Source organism: Hyphomonas sp. (assembly GCF_041398465.1).
Taxonomy (GTDB): Bacteria; Pseudomonadota; Alphaproteobacteria; order Caulobacterales; family Hyphomonadaceae; genus Hyphomonas.
Map to the genome: position 1 here is coordinate 22,158 of NZ_JAWKUS010000002.1, position 14,760 is coordinate 36,917.

The following is a 14,760-nucleotide window of genomic DNA, read 5'->3' on the forward strand; positions in this document are numbered from 1 at the left end:
GGTGTAATGACTCGCGGAACGATCCTGTCAGTTGATGCAATGGGCGGGGATCACGCACCGGGCGTGATCGTCGACGGCGTAGCTGTGTTCCTTCGGGAGCGATCAGATTCCACGATCCTGTTGTTTGGCGATGAGCCATCCCTGACACCGCTCGTCGCGGCTTACCCCGGGCTCAGTGGACGATGTGAAATCGTTCATTGCGATCACAAGATCACCAGCGACATGAAGCCCAGCCAGGCGCTCCGCCGTGGCAAGGGCTCTTCCATGTGGAACGCGCTGGAGGCCGTCAAGGAAGGCCGGGCGAATGCCTCTGTATCAGCGGGCAATACCGGAGCCCTGATGGCGATCTCGATGCTGGTCCTGCGCAAGATGGATGGTGTTCACCGGCCGGCCATGACCGCGATGTGGCCGACGCTGATCGGCCGCTCGGTCGTGTTGGATGTCGGGGCGAACGTCGAGGCGGACGCCGCTCAGCTCGTGTCGTTCGCCATCATGGGAGAGGCTTACGCCCGCGCCATCCTTGGGAAGGAAAGGCCGACGATCGGCTTGCTGAACATCGGGTCCGAGGAGATGAAAGGGCATGACGAAGTGCGTCAGGCTCACGAGATTCTGCGTGCCTCTGGACTGGACCTGGATTATCGCGGTTTTGTTGAGGGTGACGACATCTCCATGGGCGCCGTCGACGTCGTTGTGACTGACGGTTTCACCGGAAACGTTGCTCTGAAGACGGGCGAGGGCGTTGCAAGAATGCTCGGGACCCGCGTGCGCGAGGCGCTGACGAAGAGCATCGCGACGAAAGCGGGCGCTGTGCTGGCATCCTCGGGGCTTAAACAACTCCGAGAACAGATGAACCCCAGCAATGCAAATGGCGGCGTGCTGCTTGGCCTTGGTGGCGTATCCGTCAAAAGCCATGGCGGCACGGACGCGCAAGGGTTTGCTACCGCGTGCCGGCTGGCGGCAGACCTTGCGACAAGTCACTATCCGGAAGAGGTTGCTGCAAACCTCGCGCGTATCCAGAAGAAAGGGGCGGCGGCTGGCTGATCGGTCACCCCCAAAAAGGAAAACAGATGGCACGGCGTAGTTTTATCCGAGGAACAGGCAGTTATCTTCCCGAAAAAGTTCTGACCAATGACGAAATGTCCTCTATCGTCGACACGTCCGATGAATGGATTCAGGAGCGAACGGGAATCAAGCGCCGGCATATCGCGGCCGAAGGTGAGCTGACGTCTGACATCGCAACCGCTGCAGCCCGCTCTGCGCTGGAGGCCGCCGGTATTCCTGTCTCGGAAGTCGACCTCATCGTACTGGCGACCACGACGCCGGATCAGACCTTCCCGGCAACCGCAACGGCCGTTCAGGCAAAGCTCGGCATGACCGGGGGCGCAGCGTTCGATGTGCAGGCTGTGTGTTCCGGCTTCCTCTTCGCGCTCGCCACGGCGGACTCAATGTTGAAACAGGGCCTGTTCAACACGGCACTGGTCATCGGCGCGGAGACATTTACCCGCATTCTGGACTGGTCCGACCGCGGCACTTGTGTTCTGTTCGGCGACGGTGGTGGCGCGGCTGTGCTTCAGGCCGAAGAGTGGGCCGGCGAGGAACTCGCCGGTGTCATCACGCACCACATCCGTACCGACGGCACCAAATCTGATTTACTCTATGTCGACGGAGGGGTCAGCTCCACCGGAACGATTGGGCATGTCCGCATGGAAGGGAACCGCGTGTTCCGCCATGCCGTCACCAATATCTCATCCGCCATCCAGGCGATCTATGACGAAACCGGCCTGAACGGTGACGACATCGATTGGTTCGTGCCCCACCAGGCCAATAAGCGCATTCTGGACGGCGTCGCGAAGAAGATGAACATCGCCGAGGAAAAGGTGATCGTGACCGTGCAGGAGCACGCCAACACATCGGCAGCGTCGATCCCCTTGGCGCTGAATCACGCAGTCCGGTCTGGCCGGGCGAAACCGGGCGACCTGATCCTGTCAGAAGCCATGGGTGGCGGCTTTTCCTGGGGCGCCAGCCTGTTCCGCCTTTAAATTCAGGCGACAAGCTCGACTTTTTCACGGATTTTAGCTGACGGATGCGCTAGTAATCCGTTAACAATCCTTGGCTACATCTTAACCAGATCGGGAGAATCCCATGTCCAACCAGACCATCACCCGCGCCGAAGTGACCGACAAGATCGTCAGCGAAGTCGGTCTGACCCGGCAGGAATCGTCTGATTTGCTTGACCGGACGCTGGATATGATCGGCGCTGCGCTTGAGCATGAAGACGAAGTGAAACTCTCCCGGTTTGGCAATTTCGTGGTGCGCTCCAAAGCCGCGCGCGAAGGCCGCAATCCGAAAACCGGGGAGGAGGCAACGATCGCAGCACGGCGCGTTGTCACCTTCCGCCCGTCGCCGATGCTGAAGGCGCAGGTCGACAATAATTAGAGATCCAGGAAGGAACAGACATGAGCGCCAGCCGGGCCCGAATCGAGAAATCTGCGACCGCATTCCGGTCCATCGGTGAAGCAGCTTCGGAACTCGGCATCGAGACTCATGTCATCCGCTACTGGGAAAGCAAGTTCCCCCGCGAAGTCCGCCCGGTAAAACGCCCGGACGGCCGCCGCATGTTCCGCCCGCAGGATGTTGACGCGTTGCGGGCCATCCAGATCCTCGTCCATGAGCGCGGCATGACGCTGAAGGGGGCCAAGGCACTGATCGCGGAACAGGGCATGCCTGCCGTGCTGAACGGTGAAGCCACACTCGGTGCCGGCGCACCCGCCGGCAGCAGCCCCGCCCGCGAGCTTCAGGCGACCGTGGCAAAAGCCTTCACCCAAGAGACACCAGAAGGGCTCAGCAATGATCGTCGCGCCCGCCTGGAGGGGGCTCTCACTGAGCTGACAGACATCAAATCCCGCATTGATGCGGCGCTCGGTCGGCGCGCAGCCTGAACCCACATAATTCATTGCACAGGTCGGGCGGCTTGGTTACAAGCCGCTCTCGTCGGAGCGTGGCGCAGTCCGGTTAGCGCACTAGTCTGGGGGACTAGGGGTCGTGGGTTCGAATCCCGCCGCTCCGACCATTAAATTCCGGTCCGGCTGTACCGGACTTTTTTGATCCAGTGGATCAAAAAGAGGAATGAAATGCCCGAAGCGCAGGCGAGGGCGGGACTATTCCCGATCAGTCTTTCGACAAATCCACATCCTCGACCTGGCCAACTGCAGCGAGGGCAAAGGCATATTCTGTTGCGATTTCCTTCAGGCCTTCGAAACGGCCAGAGGCGCCGCCATGGCCAGCTTCCATGTTGATCTTCAGGAAGTACGGTCCGCCTTCCGGCGCATCGTGGCGCAGCTTGGCGGCCCATTTGGTGGGTTCCCAATAGGTCACACGCGGATCGGACAGGCCGCCGGTGATGAACATGGCCGGATAGTTCTGGTCGGTCAGGTTATCATAAGGGCTGTAAGCCGCGATCCGGTCATAGTCCTCTGCGCTGATGAGCGGGTTGCCCCATTCAGGCCATTCCGGCGGTGTCAGCGGCAGGCTCTCGTCCGACATTGTGTTGATCACATCCACAAACGGGACGGCGGCGATGATGCCGGCGAAGAGGTCCGGGTCCATGTTGGCGACAGCGCCCATCAGCAGGCCACCGGCGGAGCCGCCCATGGCGACCACCTTGTCCTTCGCGGCATAGCCTTTGTCGACAAGGTAATGGCCCGCTGCGATGAAATCTCGGAACGTGTTCGTCTTCTTTTCGAGCTTGCCATCGAGATACCACTGATAGCCCTTCGCCATGCTGCCGCGCGGGTGAACAATGGCATAGACGAAGCCGCGATCGGCGAGGCTGAGGCGGCTGGTGCGGAAGTCCGCCGGGATGGTGATGCCGTAGGAGCCGTAGGCATAGAGCAGCATGGGCGCGGTGCCATCGATTGCCGTGTCCTTGCGGTGCAGCAGGGTGACCGGCACTTCCGCGCCATCCCAGCTCGGCGCCATCACGCGCTCGGCGACATAGTCATCCGGATTGTGGCCCGACGGCACTTCCCGCGTTTTACGCAGGATGCGCTCGCGAGTGTTGAGGTCATAATCGTAGACCTGGTCCGGCGTGGTGGGTGATGCGTAGTCGAACCGCAGCATCGGCACGTCGTAGTCGTAGCCGGAATCGAGCCCCAGATCGTAGGCCGCTTCATCGAAGCTGATTTCATGCTCCGCGCCGTCAGCGCGGGCCCGCACCACGATGCGCGGCAGGCCATTCTCACGTTCCATGCGGGAGAGATAGTCCTGTTGGGCCTGGAGGCCGAGGATCAGCGTGCCGGGGCGGTGCGCGATGACTTCTTCCCACTGGTCGCGTGATGTCGCCTCGAACGGCGCGCGCATGACCTTGAAGTCGACTGCACCGCCGGAATTGGTGGTGATGTAGAACTGGCCGTCCCAGACGACCACAGAGTACTCGATGCCGTCTTCGCGGGGGGCGATCGTGTGCAGTGCGGGCGCATGTTCGCTTGAATCGAACCAGTGCCATTCAGATGTGGTATGGTTCGAGGAGGTCACGAAGATCTTCTCGCGATTTGCGGACTTAGAAACGCCAACGAAGAAGCCGGGGTCCTTTTCCTCATAGATCAGCGTGTCTTTGCCGGTTTTGAGATCGCGCTCATAAACGGCGTCGGGCCGCGCATTCCCGTCCCGGTGAACCCAGAAGATGGACTTGCCGTCCTCGCTCCATTCGAAAGAGCCGTAATTGTCCGAGATCGGTTCTGCCACGGCTTCACCTGTCTCGATGTTCCTGATCGTGACCGTGTAGAATTCGCTGCCCTGCGTATCGAGCGCGTAGGCAATCAGGGTATGATCCGGCGAGGTATCGATGCTTCCGAAAGAGAAGTATTCGGTGCCTTCCGCCATCTTGTCGCCGTCGAGCAGGATGGTTTCGACTGCGTCCGGATTGAAGGCGTCTGCGGCGTCGCACCGGGCAATGATCGGGTATTCGCCACCTTCACGGTAGCGGGAAAAATAAGCGAAGGGGCCGTCGATTTCCGGAACGGTGGAGTCGTCTTCCTTGATGCGGCCTTTCATCTCCTGGAACAGCGCTTCGCGCAGCGCGGCCGTCGGCTCTTCAAGGCGCGCCTTCGTGTAGGCGTTCTCGGCTTCGAGGTATTCGCGGATGTCGGCGCGCAGGACAGATGGATCGCGCATTACTTCTTGCCAGGCATCGTCCTTCATCCAGTGATACGGATCGACGCGCGTGCGGCCGACCTGCGTGATCTCGCAATCCTCGCGTTTGGCGATGGGCGCTGTCGGGGCGGTTGGGCGTGCCGCTGCGGCCGCCGCTCCGGCAAGGTCAGTTTTTTCGTTCATCGGGTATCCTGCAAGAAATACTGCTGGCGTATTGCCGGTAAGTGATTGAATTATCCAGACTTATTCCTCGGGGCGGAAGTCCAGAACAACACCATTGATGCACCAGCGCTCTCCGGTCGGCGGTGGGCCATCCTTGAAGACGTGTCCCATGTGAAACCCGCAAGTCGCGCAATGGCATTCGGTGCGGGGGATGATCATCTTGAAATCGGTCTTGGTCGCCACGGCATCGGGCGTGATTGGCTGCCAGTAGCTCGGCCAACCGGTGCCGGAGTCGAACTTGTGCTCGGACGACCAGAGCGGGGTATCGCAGCCCTTGCAGTGAAAGACGCCGGCGCGTTTTTCGTCATTGTAATTGCCGGGCGTGAAAGCGCGCTCAGTGCGTTCCTTTACGCCGACACGGTATTCTTCCTCGGTAAGCATTTCCCGCCATTCGCGGTCCGAACGTTTGATGCGCTGGGTCATGTGGGATCTCCTCTGCCGGGCAAGCAAATATAGACGGGTGCCGGCCAGTTTTCACCAGCCCCAAAAGCAGAACGGCCGCCCCGGATCACGGAGCGGCCGAAAAAGTGTCACGTCTTCAGTGGCTTACGCGTAGAGGACGGTGATGGACTCTGCGACGAGGGCCGGGCGTTCCTGGCCTTCGATCTCGACGGTCGCTTCCATTTTCATCTGCTTGCCGCCAGCCTTCGGCTCAACCGACAGGCATTTCTGGCGCAGGCGAACCTTGGAGCCGACCGGCACCATGTTGGTGAAGCGCACCTTGTCGGAGCCGTAATTGATGCCGCGGGTCGTGCCGGTCACGCGCATCACTTCGGCGCCCAGCATCGGCAGCAGGGACAGGGTGAGGAAGCCGTGAGCGATCGGGCCGCCCATGGCCTTGGTGGCTTTCTCGACGTCGACGTGGATCCACTGATGGTCGCCGGTTGCGTCGGCGAACAGGTTGACGCGGTCCTGGTCGATCAGGTGCCAGTCGGAGACGCCGACCTCCTGACCTGCAATAGATTCAAGGTCATCGAAGGCGACGACGCGTGGGTTAGCCATGGAGTCCTCCTTAAAAAGTGCTGGCTTGTTTTGGCGCGTCGGCGACGGCGGGGCAAGCCTGACGGTAGGGTAATTACGCCCGTGACCTCTGCGATCAGGCCATGATCATACCGGACCAAGCCGGACCATACCGGATCAGTCCGTGACTTCAGCCGGCCAGGTGATGACCAAGCCTTGCGATAAAATGCTCCACATCGCCGTCGCTGGTGAACAAGTGCTGAGTGATGCGCAAACGGTCACCCCGGCGCGAGACGAAGATGCCGTCTTCTTTCAGCCGGGCGGTCAGATCGGCTGGAACGCTCTCCGGCAGCAGCGGGCAGAGATAGTGCGCACCGCGAACGCTCTCCGGCGGGCAATCGAGCCCGATCCCGGAAAGCTTTTCGGCCAGCGCTGCGTTGCGCGCGCCAAGCGCCTCCTGGATGTTGCCGACGCCCCAGCCGAGGATCGTCCGGATCGCCGACTCGAAGGCCGGCAGCAGCGCGAAGTTTGAGCGCTCGCCCATGTCGAAGCGCTGGGCGCCGGGACCGTAATTGTCTGTATAGTCGATCAGGCGGGCGAAGTTCGACGAGCCTTCCCGCGTGATCCAGTTCTGCTCCAGTGGCGTGCCGCCCCGGTGCTGCGGAGCGACATAAAGGAAGCCGGTGGCATAAGGGGCCAGCAGCCACTTGTAAGCGGCGACCGCGACGAAATCCGGCTGCACATCCTTCACGTCGAAGGCCAGCGCGCCACAGCTCTGCGTCAGGTCCAGAACGAGGGCAGCACCAACTTCGCGGCAGCGCTTGCCGATCGCGGCGAGGTCCAGGATTGCCCCATCCGTCCAGCGGACGTTGGCGCAGGCAACGAGGCCGGTCTTCGGGCCGATGGCGCCGAGCAGGGCGTCCGACAGGGTCTCGTTCCCGTGCGCGCCGATGGTGCGGATCGAGGCGCCGGTTTCCTTCGCCAGCTGGCGCCAGGTGTAGACGTTGGACGGAAACTGATCTTCCAGCAGCAGGATTTCCTGATCCTTCGACAGGGGCAGGTTCCGCGCCGCCGTGGCCAGCGAGTAGCTGACGGAGGGCGAGAAGGCGATGCCGTCTGTATCCGCGCCGATCAGTTCCGCCAGAAGCGGGCGGAGGCGCTCAGTGTCCGCAAAGAACTCCGTATCCGGAATGGTCCAGGGGTGCAGCTTGCGCGCGAGGCCTTTCTGCCCGGCCTCGACGGCGGCCTTCGTCATCGGCCCCATCGTGGCGGTGTTGAAATAGGCGACACCTTCGGGGATGTCGAACAGGTGGCGCTGGTTCGGGATCTGGGTCATGGATCAGAGCTAACGCGAGCGAGCCCTGCAAGGAAGTGGTAAGATGCCTTCGGGGTGCGTACCTGCGTTGCATAATCGACATGCACGATACCGAAGCGCGGGCCATAGCCCATCGCCCATTCGAAATTGTCCAGCATCGACCAGACGAGATAGCCCCTGATATCGGCGCCGTCGGCGCGCGCTTCCAGAAGGGCTCCGAGGTAGCGGTCGAGGTAGGAAATCCGGGCCTCGTCATTTACGTCGCCCTGATGGTCAGGTTCGACATCGTCGGCCATGCCGTTCTCGGTGACGTAGACCGGCACGCCGTAACGCTTCGAGGTCTCGACCAGAATTTCCTTGAATGCGTCAGGAGCAACATGCCAGCCCATCAGCGTGGTCTCAGCCCCTTCCGGCGGGTTCATTGAGCGGTAACCGAACGGGTTTGACCGGGCGCTGGCATAGTGGGGCGAATAGTGATTGAGCCCCAGCCAGTCGAGCGGCTCAAAAATGGCGGCTTCGTCGTCCGGGCGTATCCGGTCGCCCATCCATTCGCGCGTCAGCGGATCGTATTTTCCGAGAAACACGGGATCGGCCGTCGCGCGGTTCATGACGGCGTCCATCTTTGCCGCCGCATCCTTGTCTTCGGCACTGTCGGAGACCGGCCGCACAGGCTGCAGGTTCGGAACAGACCCGATCTGAGCGCCGGCCGGCAGCCGGTCACGCAAGCGCCTCACCGCTGCGCCATGAGAGAGGTTCACATGATGAACCGCGTCCAGCCAGAGGTCCCGGTCGCGGATGCCCGGTGCGTGCACACCGGCTCCATAGCCCAGCATGGTGAACATGTTCGGTTCGTTGAATGTCGCCCAATGCGTGACCCGGTCACCCAGCCGGTCGGCGAGCAGCCCCGCATAATCGGCAAATAGAGGCACGATCTCTCGGCTGGTCCAGCCTAGACCGTTTTCATGGAGCGCGAGCGGCAGGTCCCAGTGGTAGAGGCACAGCCAGGGAGCGATGTCGTTGGCCAGTAATTCGTCGACCAACCGGTCATAGAAGTCGAGACCCGCCGCGTTCACTGTGCCGCGTCCTTCGGGCATGACGCGGCTCCACGAAACGGAAAAGCGATAGGCGGCAAAGCCCGCCTGTCGCATCAGGCCGACATCCTCCCTGTACCGATGGTAATGGTCGCACGCGACATCTCCGGTCGCCCCGCCTATGACTTTGCCCGGAGTATGGCTGAAGGCGTCCCAGATGCTTGGCGCCCGGCCGTCTTCATCGTGTGCGCCTTCGATCTGGTAAGAGGCGGTGGATGCGCCCCAGACGAAGTCTTTGGGAAAATCTGAACGTGTGACCATGGCTTTCTCCCCTGAGCGTGCGCCTTTTGGCGTCTCTCAGGGGATGTTGCGCCGCCTTGAGGGCGGCGGCAAGCCTGTCGCGGAATGCGAGGATCAGACGATGCGGCTGTCTTTCTTGCCCCAGTAGCGGTCGCGGATCAGGCGCTTGTACAGCTTGCCGGTCGGGTGACGCGGCAGTTCCGGGTCAAAATCGATGCTTTTCGGGCATTTGAGTTTCGACAGATTGGCCTGCGCGAATTCCATCAGCTCTGCGACAAGCTCATCGGAGGGCGCAATACCCGGCATCAGCTGGACGACGGCTTTTACAGACTCACCGAACTCCTCATCCGGCACGCCGATCACGGCAACATCAGCCACTTTGGGGTGGGTGATGAGGACGTTCTCGGTTTCCTGCGGATAGATGTTCACGCCGCCGGAAATGATCATGAACGCCTTGCGGTCGGTCAGGTAGAGATAGCCGTCTTCGTCCAGCTTGCCGACATCGCCGAGGGACGACCAGTCCTTATGCTTCGGATTGAGGGCAGCTTCGTTCTTGTCCGGTGAGTTGTGATAGTTCGGCGGTGTCGTGCCGGAGAAGTAGACCTGGCCTTCTTCGCCGACCGGGACTTCATTGCCCTCTTCGTCGCAAATATGAACTTCACCATAGACAGCTTTGCCGACGGTGCCTTTGTGCGTCATCCATTCCGGGCTCTTTGCCCAGGTCATGCCGTTGCCTTCGGAACCGGCATAATATTCGTCGATGATGGGGCCCCACCAGTCGATCATCTGTTCCTTCACCGGCACCGGGCATGGCGCGGCGGCGTGAACGACCCATTTCAGGCTGGAGACGTCGTAGGACTTGCGGACCTCTTCGGGCAGTTTCAGCAGCTTCACGAACATGGTCGGCACCATCTGGATGTGCGTGACCTTGTGCTTTTCAATGCACTTCAGAAGCGTCTCCGCGTCGAACTTTTCCATGATGATCAGCGTGGCGCCGAACTTCATGAAGGTCATGCAGTAGCGCAGCGGCGCGGCGTGGTAGAGCGGCGCCGGTGAAAGATAGACGCTGTCCTCGCCAGCGCCGGAGAAGGCCTGGAGGACTTGTGCCAGCACGTTGGTGTCGTCGATTGGCGTATCCGGCTCCAGCGCCGGACGGATGCCTTTCGGACGGCCGGTCGTGCCCGAGGAGTAAAGCATGTCCGTGCCGGCCATCTGGTCCTTGATCGGCGTTTCCGGGAATTCGCCCCGAAGTGTTTCCAGCGGCGCAAAGCCCGGCATCGGGCCATCGATGGACCAGTAATGTTCGAGACTGGTGAGGGCTTTCACCTCTTCGGCAACGGCACGCTTGGAAGCGCCGGCGATGAAGAGTTTCGCGCCGGAATCCGACAGGATGTATTCCACTTCCGGTGCCGTCAGGCGCGAGGAGATGGCGACATAGTAGAGACCGGCCCGCTGGGCGCCCCAGCAAATCTCGAAATAGCGCGGGGAGTTTTCCGCGAACAGCGCGATCGTGTCGCCCGGCTTGCAGCCTGCAGCCCGCAGGGCGTGTGCGACCTGGTTGGAGCGTGCCTCCAGCTGGCCATAGGTGACGGTCTCGCCCGAGCCCGCCATGATATAGGCTGGCTTGTCCGGATTGGTCTTTGCGTGGTGATGGGGATGCATTCCAGGGTCTCCTCACGAATTTCGGGGGCGCCTGTGCCCGGCCCCCTCGAAATAGTCAGCTGTGACCATACTCATACCGGTGATGGCGTCCACCGGAGACGTAACGGAAAGTTTCAGAACTGTCGCAGCCAGTAGGCCATCGGGTGATCGATCTCGGGGCCGCCGGCTGTCTCCGGCCAGGTAAAATGGGCGGTCACGCCGGGCAGTTTTTGATAACCGCGCGCCTGCCAGAAGGCATCGAGCGGGGAATAGTTCGCCGGGCGCCGAGGGTGGCCTGCCGGACGCTCGACAGCGCAGAAACAGGCGCGTTCGTAGCCACGGGCGATGGCATGGGCCTCGCGGGTGTCGAAGAAGGCATGGCCAATGCCGTGGCCGCGATGTTCCGCCAGCAGGACAGATTCCCCGAAATAGAAGGTCGTCGGCAGGTCATAGCCCGCCGCCTGTAGCGGCTGGGAGAATTCGGCATGCTGGTCGTCCAGGCCGGACCCGGTCGCGCAGCCGACAATCTCTCCATCGTCCATTTGTGCCGCCACGATGAAGGCATCTTTCGCCGCCGCGAATTTCTGCAGGTAGCTCTCCTCATAGGCGAGCGAGCCTTCATAGAGATAGGGATAGGCACGGAAGACCTCTATCCGCAGGCGGGCAAGCGCCGGCAGGGCGTCGTCGAGATCTGCGCCGGAAAGCGGCCGGATGTTCACGAGACCTGCCGGATCCATTCGTTCAGATTGTAGTAGGTCGTAACACGCCGGATAAAGCCGTCCTCGACTTCGAAGAAAGCCCCGGCTGGCAGGCGGTAGGTTTGGCCGCGTGCAGGCGGCAGGTCGCCGTCGGTGGTCTTGTAGGTGCCGTTGACGATGAACTCGGCCGCTGCGCGTCTTTCGTTTCGGGACACCATGACCGCCATGTCGGTCAGCGTTTCGTCGTAGCAGGTGTCCATGTGGGCAAGGAAAGCACGGAACTTGTCCCGGCCGCCGCGCGCACTGCCTTCGTTGACGTCGTGGCGGACATCGTCGGCCAGGCAGGCGAGCATGCCTTCCCAGTCCTTCGCGTTGAAGGCTTCGTAGTAGCGGTGAATGAGGGCTTCTGTGTCGTTCATCGGGGCAGTCCCGGCTTGCCGGCCTGATCGGGATGGGCGTCGACATAGGCGCGCTTCAGTTCGACGGAGCGGTTGTGCTGGCCGTCCGGGCTCCAGCCCGGGGCATTGACGAAGCGGCCGAACCATTTGTCCGGGCGGAGGCCATCGCTGGCGCAGTCTCGCATCAGGGCGAAGAATTCGTGGAAGGCCACGGTGAAGGGATTGTAGGAGCCAACCGGTTTCACGATGCCATAGGCCGGTTTGTCCTCGTCCAGTTCTGGAACGAAGGTGCCGAACATCTTGTCCCAGACGATGAAGACCCCGGCATAGTTGGTGTCGAGGTAACGTGGGTTCGTCGCGTGGTGCACCCGGTGGTGCGACGGCGTGTTCATTACCGCCTCGAACCATTTCGGCATCCGGTTGATGGCCTCTGTGTGGATCCAGAACTGGTAGAGCAGGTTCCAGCCCGCTGCGAAGCCGATGAGGTAGGGGTGGAAACCGAGGATCACCATCGGAAGCCCGAGGATGTAGAGGCCGGTGAATGGCCCGAACCAGGGCTGGCGCAGGGCAGTGGTCAGATTGTAATGCTCGGAAGAGTGATGGGTGACGTGTTCCATCCACCACCATCGCGCCCTGTGCGCGAAACGGTGCTTCCAGTAGTAGATAAAGTCATACAGCACGAAGCAGGCAATAAAGCTCCACCAGGTGTAGGGCAGGGTCAGAACGCGGTAAGGCCAGGCAATAATCAGCAACCAGAAGAAGATTGTCGCGGTCAGCGTGTTCACCACGACATTCCCGATTCCCATCGCCAGCGAGGTGATCGCGTCTTTGGTTTCATACCGGCCATGGAAGCGTCCGGTTTTTACGCCCCACCATTCCAGCGCGACGGACAGGACGAAGAAGGGGGCTGCGTAAGTCGTCACAGGGGGGAAGTCGTGAAATTCCATGAGGCGCGGTCCCGGAAACTCAAGGTTGGCAGAGGGGCAGGACTATCTGGTCCGTTCGGGCATTGCGTCAAGCACACCCGCCGAATCCGGATGAATGAAGTTTCCGCGCGGGGAAACCGAAACTGTCTCGTCTCCGCTTGACGAACCTTGCGGAACCCCGCCTCACTGGCTGGCGAAGCAATAGGGAGACAAGCCAATGGCAGCAACGGCGATGAAAGAATTCACGGAAATCAAGCTGGAGAAGGAAGATGGCATCGCCATCCTGACCCTGCACCGTCCGGAGAAGATGAACGCCTTCACAGGCAAGATGATGCAGGAGATGATCGAAGCCTTCGACATCACCGATGCTGATGATGACATCCGTGTCGTTATCGTCACAGGCCATGGCGACCGCGCCTTCTGCGCAGGGGCTGACCTCTCCTCCGGCGCCAAGACGTTCGACTATGACAAGCGCGCAGGTGACGGCGAGGCAGGCCGGACTGCCAATGAAGACATCCAGCGCGATGGCGGTGGCCGTGTAACGCTGCGTATCTTCGACAGCCTGAAGCCGGTGATCGGTGCCATTAATGGTGCAGCCGTCGGTATCGGCGTGACGATGCAGTTGCCAATGGACATTCGCCTCGCGTCCGACAATGCGCGTTTCGGTTTCGTGTTCAACCGCCGGGGCATCAACCCGGAAGCGGCATCGTCCTACTTCCTGCCACGCCTGGTTGGTATCCAGCAGGCGCTGGACTGGTGCTATACGGGCCGGATCTTCTCGGCTCAGGAGGCCAAGGAAGGTCGTCTCGTGAAGGAAGTTTATCCGCAGGCGGAGCTGATGAACGAAGCAAAAAAATTGGCACGTGAAATCGCCGACAATACGGCGGCTGTGTCGACTACGCTGACCAAGCACATGATGTGGCGCATGCTGGGTGCAAGCCATCCGATGGAAGCGCACATTGTCGATTCCGCATCGATCTACTCGCGCGGCAAGACCGAAGACGCGCGCGAAGGCGTGATGAGCTTCCTCGAGAAGCGTCAGCCTACCTATCCGGTGAAAGTGTCCGACGGCATGCCGAGCTTCTTCCCGTGGTGGGAAGAGCCGGAGTTCAAATGGATCGGCGGTGACGGCTCGTGAGTGAGCAGACCTTCGAGTTTGTAAAAACGAATGGCGTCACGCTGCGCGTGGCGACTGCCGGGGACGGGCCGCTTGTCGTGCTCGTCCACGGTTTTCCCGAGAGCTGGTATTCGTGGCGCCACCAGATCAAGGCGCTCAGCGAAGCCGGCTACCGGGTCGCTGCGCCGGATGTGCGCGGATATGGCGAGTCGGAACGGCCTGAGCCGATCGAAGCCTATGATCTTGAAAGCCTGACGGGCGACATAGCCGGGGTGGCCGAAGCCCTGTCGCCGGGCGAGAAGGCTGTCGTCATCGGCCACGACTGGGGCGCGCCGATTGCGTGGAACACAGCCCGTCTGTATACGGACAGGTTCCGCGCGGTCGCCGGGCTTTCCGTTCCGTATACGCCGATGGGCGACGTCATGTTCCTGGACATGGTGCACAAGGTGTTCACCGAGCGGGGCCTGTTTTTCTACCAGGTTTATTTCCAGGATGTCGGCCCGCCCGAAGCGGAGCTGGAAGCAGACCCGGCGGCAACGATCCGCCGGTTCTACTATGCGATTTCCGGAGATGCGCCGGACGGCACCTGGCCGACGGACAAGAAGCATGGCGACACGCTGCTACACCGCCTGCCGGAACCGCCGATGCCGCTGCCTTGGCTGAGTGAAGAGGATGTCGCCTATTACGACAGCCAGTTCCGCACGTCGGGCTTTCGCGGACCGCTGAACCGGTATCGCAATCATGCGCGCGACTATGCGTTCCTGAAGAACCATCCGTCCAATCCGGTCATCCAGCAGCCGTCACTGTTCATCGGCGGCACGAAAGACCTGGTGCTGAAAATGTTCCGCGGGGATGTGGTTGCAGCGATGAAGCCGAACCTGGCTGACCTTCGCGGCTGCCACCTGCTGGAGGGCTGCGGCCACTGGACCCAGCAGGAACGTCCGGAAGAGGTGAACCATTATCTGATCGACTGGCTGGGCGGGCTGTAAGGCCCGCCTGCC

General features: G+C 61.3%; 15 protein-coding genes and 1 tRNA gene. 7 read left to right on the forward strand and 9 right to left on the reverse strand.

Features of this window, described 5'->3' with window-relative positions; translation table 11 throughout:
- Nucleotides 1-6: 6 nt before the first annotated feature.
- The 5 genes from plsX (at nucleotide 7) to R3C98_RS06750 (ending at nucleotide 3,070) form a co-directional block, all read left to right on the forward strand.
- Nucleotides 7-1,041: a phosphate acyltransferase PlsX gene (gene plsX, locus R3C98_RS06730; protein WP_371313357.1), complete on the forward strand. Its 1,035-nt coding sequence runs from the start codon at nucleotides 7-9 to the stop codon at nucleotides 1,039-1,041.
- A 26-nt stretch (nucleotides 1,042-1,067) separates the two neighbouring features.
- On the forward strand, nucleotides 1,068-2,039 hold the full coding sequence (locus R3C98_RS06735; protein ID WP_371313358.1) for a beta-ketoacyl-ACP synthase III: 972 nt from the start codon (nucleotides 1,068-1,070) through the stop codon (nucleotides 2,037-2,039).
- Between the two features lie 103 nt (nucleotides 2,040-2,142).
- Nucleotides 2,143-2,436, forward strand: coding sequence for an integration host factor subunit alpha (locus R3C98_RS06740; RefSeq protein ID WP_034762814.1), 294 nt, complete (start codon nucleotides 2,143-2,145; stop codon nucleotides 2,434-2,436).
- Between the two features lie 20 nt (nucleotides 2,437-2,456).
- The gene (locus R3C98_RS06745) at nucleotides 2,457-2,939 is read left to right on the forward strand and encodes a MerR family transcriptional regulator (protein WP_371313359.1); all 483 of its coding nucleotides are present in this window, start codon (nucleotides 2,457-2,459) and stop codon (nucleotides 2,937-2,939) included.
- Nucleotides 2,940-2,992: 53 nt separating this feature from the next.
- Nucleotides 2,993-3,070 (forward strand) — tRNA-Pro (locus tag R3C98_RS06750).
- A gap of 98 nt (nucleotides 3,071-3,168) precedes the next feature.
- Here R3C98_RS06750 and R3C98_RS06755 read toward each other — a convergent pair.
- The 9 genes from R3C98_RS06755 to R3C98_RS06795 all read right to left on the reverse strand — a co-directional run bounded on the left by R3C98_RS06755 (nucleotide 3,169) and on the right by R3C98_RS06795 (nucleotide 12,663).
- Entirely contained in the window at nucleotides 3,169-5,334 is a 2,166-nt protein-coding gene (locus tag R3C98_RS06755; RefSeq protein WP_371313360.1) for a S9 family peptidase, read from the reverse strand.
- 60 nt (nucleotides 5,335-5,394) lie between these two features.
- The gene (msrB, locus tag R3C98_RS06760) at nucleotides 5,395-5,796 is read right to left on the reverse strand and encodes a peptide-methionine (R)-S-oxide reductase MsrB (protein ID WP_371313361.1); all 402 of its coding nucleotides are present in this window, start codon (nucleotides 5,794-5,796) and stop codon (nucleotides 5,395-5,397) included.
- A 123-nt stretch (nucleotides 5,797-5,919) separates the two neighbouring features.
- Complete coding sequence (locus R3C98_RS06765; protein ID WP_034762806.1) at nucleotides 5,920-6,375, reverse strand: MaoC family dehydratase; 456 nt, start codon at nucleotides 6,373-6,375, stop codon at nucleotides 5,920-5,922.
- Between the two features lie 148 nt (nucleotides 6,376-6,523).
- Nucleotides 6,524-7,669, reverse strand: coding sequence for an aminotransferase class V-fold PLP-dependent enzyme (locus R3C98_RS06770; protein WP_371313362.1), 1,146 nt, complete (start codon nucleotides 7,667-7,669; stop codon nucleotides 6,524-6,526).
- On the reverse strand, nucleotides 7,666-9,000 hold the full coding sequence (locus R3C98_RS06775; protein WP_371313363.1) for a GH1 family beta-glucosidase: 1,335 nt from the start codon (nucleotides 8,998-9,000) through the stop codon (nucleotides 7,666-7,668). The genes R3C98_RS06770 and R3C98_RS06775 overlap by 4 nt, the downstream gene beginning before the upstream one ends.
- A gap of 93 nt (nucleotides 9,001-9,093) precedes the next feature.
- On the reverse strand, nucleotides 9,094-10,641 hold the full coding sequence (locus R3C98_RS06780) for an acyl-CoA synthetase (protein WP_371313364.1): 1,548 nt from the start codon (nucleotides 10,639-10,641) through the stop codon (nucleotides 9,094-9,096).
- Between the two features lie 113 nt (nucleotides 10,642-10,754).
- Complete coding sequence (locus R3C98_RS06785; protein WP_371313365.1) at nucleotides 10,755-11,357, reverse strand: N-acetyltransferase family protein; 603 nt, start codon at nucleotides 11,355-11,357, stop codon at nucleotides 10,755-10,757.
- Nucleotides 11,336-11,737, reverse strand: coding sequence for a ketosteroid isomerase-related protein (locus R3C98_RS06790; protein WP_371313366.1), 402 nt, complete (start codon nucleotides 11,735-11,737; stop codon nucleotides 11,336-11,338). Before R3C98_RS06790 ends, R3C98_RS06785 begins: the two co-directional genes overlap by 22 nt.
- Nucleotides 11,734-12,663 carry a sterol desaturase family protein gene (locus tag R3C98_RS06795; RefSeq protein WP_371313367.1) on the reverse strand — a complete coding sequence of 310 codons (930 nt, stop codon included), beginning with the start codon at nucleotides 12,661-12,663 and terminating at the stop codon, nucleotides 11,734-11,736. Before R3C98_RS06795 ends, R3C98_RS06790 begins: the two co-directional genes overlap by 4 nt.
- Before the next feature lie 196 nt (nucleotides 12,664-12,859).
- On the opposite strand from R3C98_RS06795, the gene R3C98_RS06800 reads away from it, so the two are divergent.
- Together R3C98_RS06800 and R3C98_RS06805 are read left to right on the forward strand one after the other, a co-directional pair.
- Entirely contained in the window at nucleotides 12,860-13,780 is a 921-nt protein-coding gene (locus R3C98_RS06800) for a crotonase/enoyl-CoA hydratase family protein (RefSeq protein ID WP_371313368.1), read from the forward strand.
- On the forward strand, nucleotides 13,777-14,748 hold the full coding sequence (locus R3C98_RS06805) for an alpha/beta fold hydrolase (RefSeq protein WP_371313369.1): 972 nt from the start codon (nucleotides 13,777-13,779) through the stop codon (nucleotides 14,746-14,748). Before R3C98_RS06800 ends, R3C98_RS06805 begins: the two co-directional genes overlap by 4 nt.
- Nucleotides 14,749-14,760 lie beyond the last annotated feature (12 nt).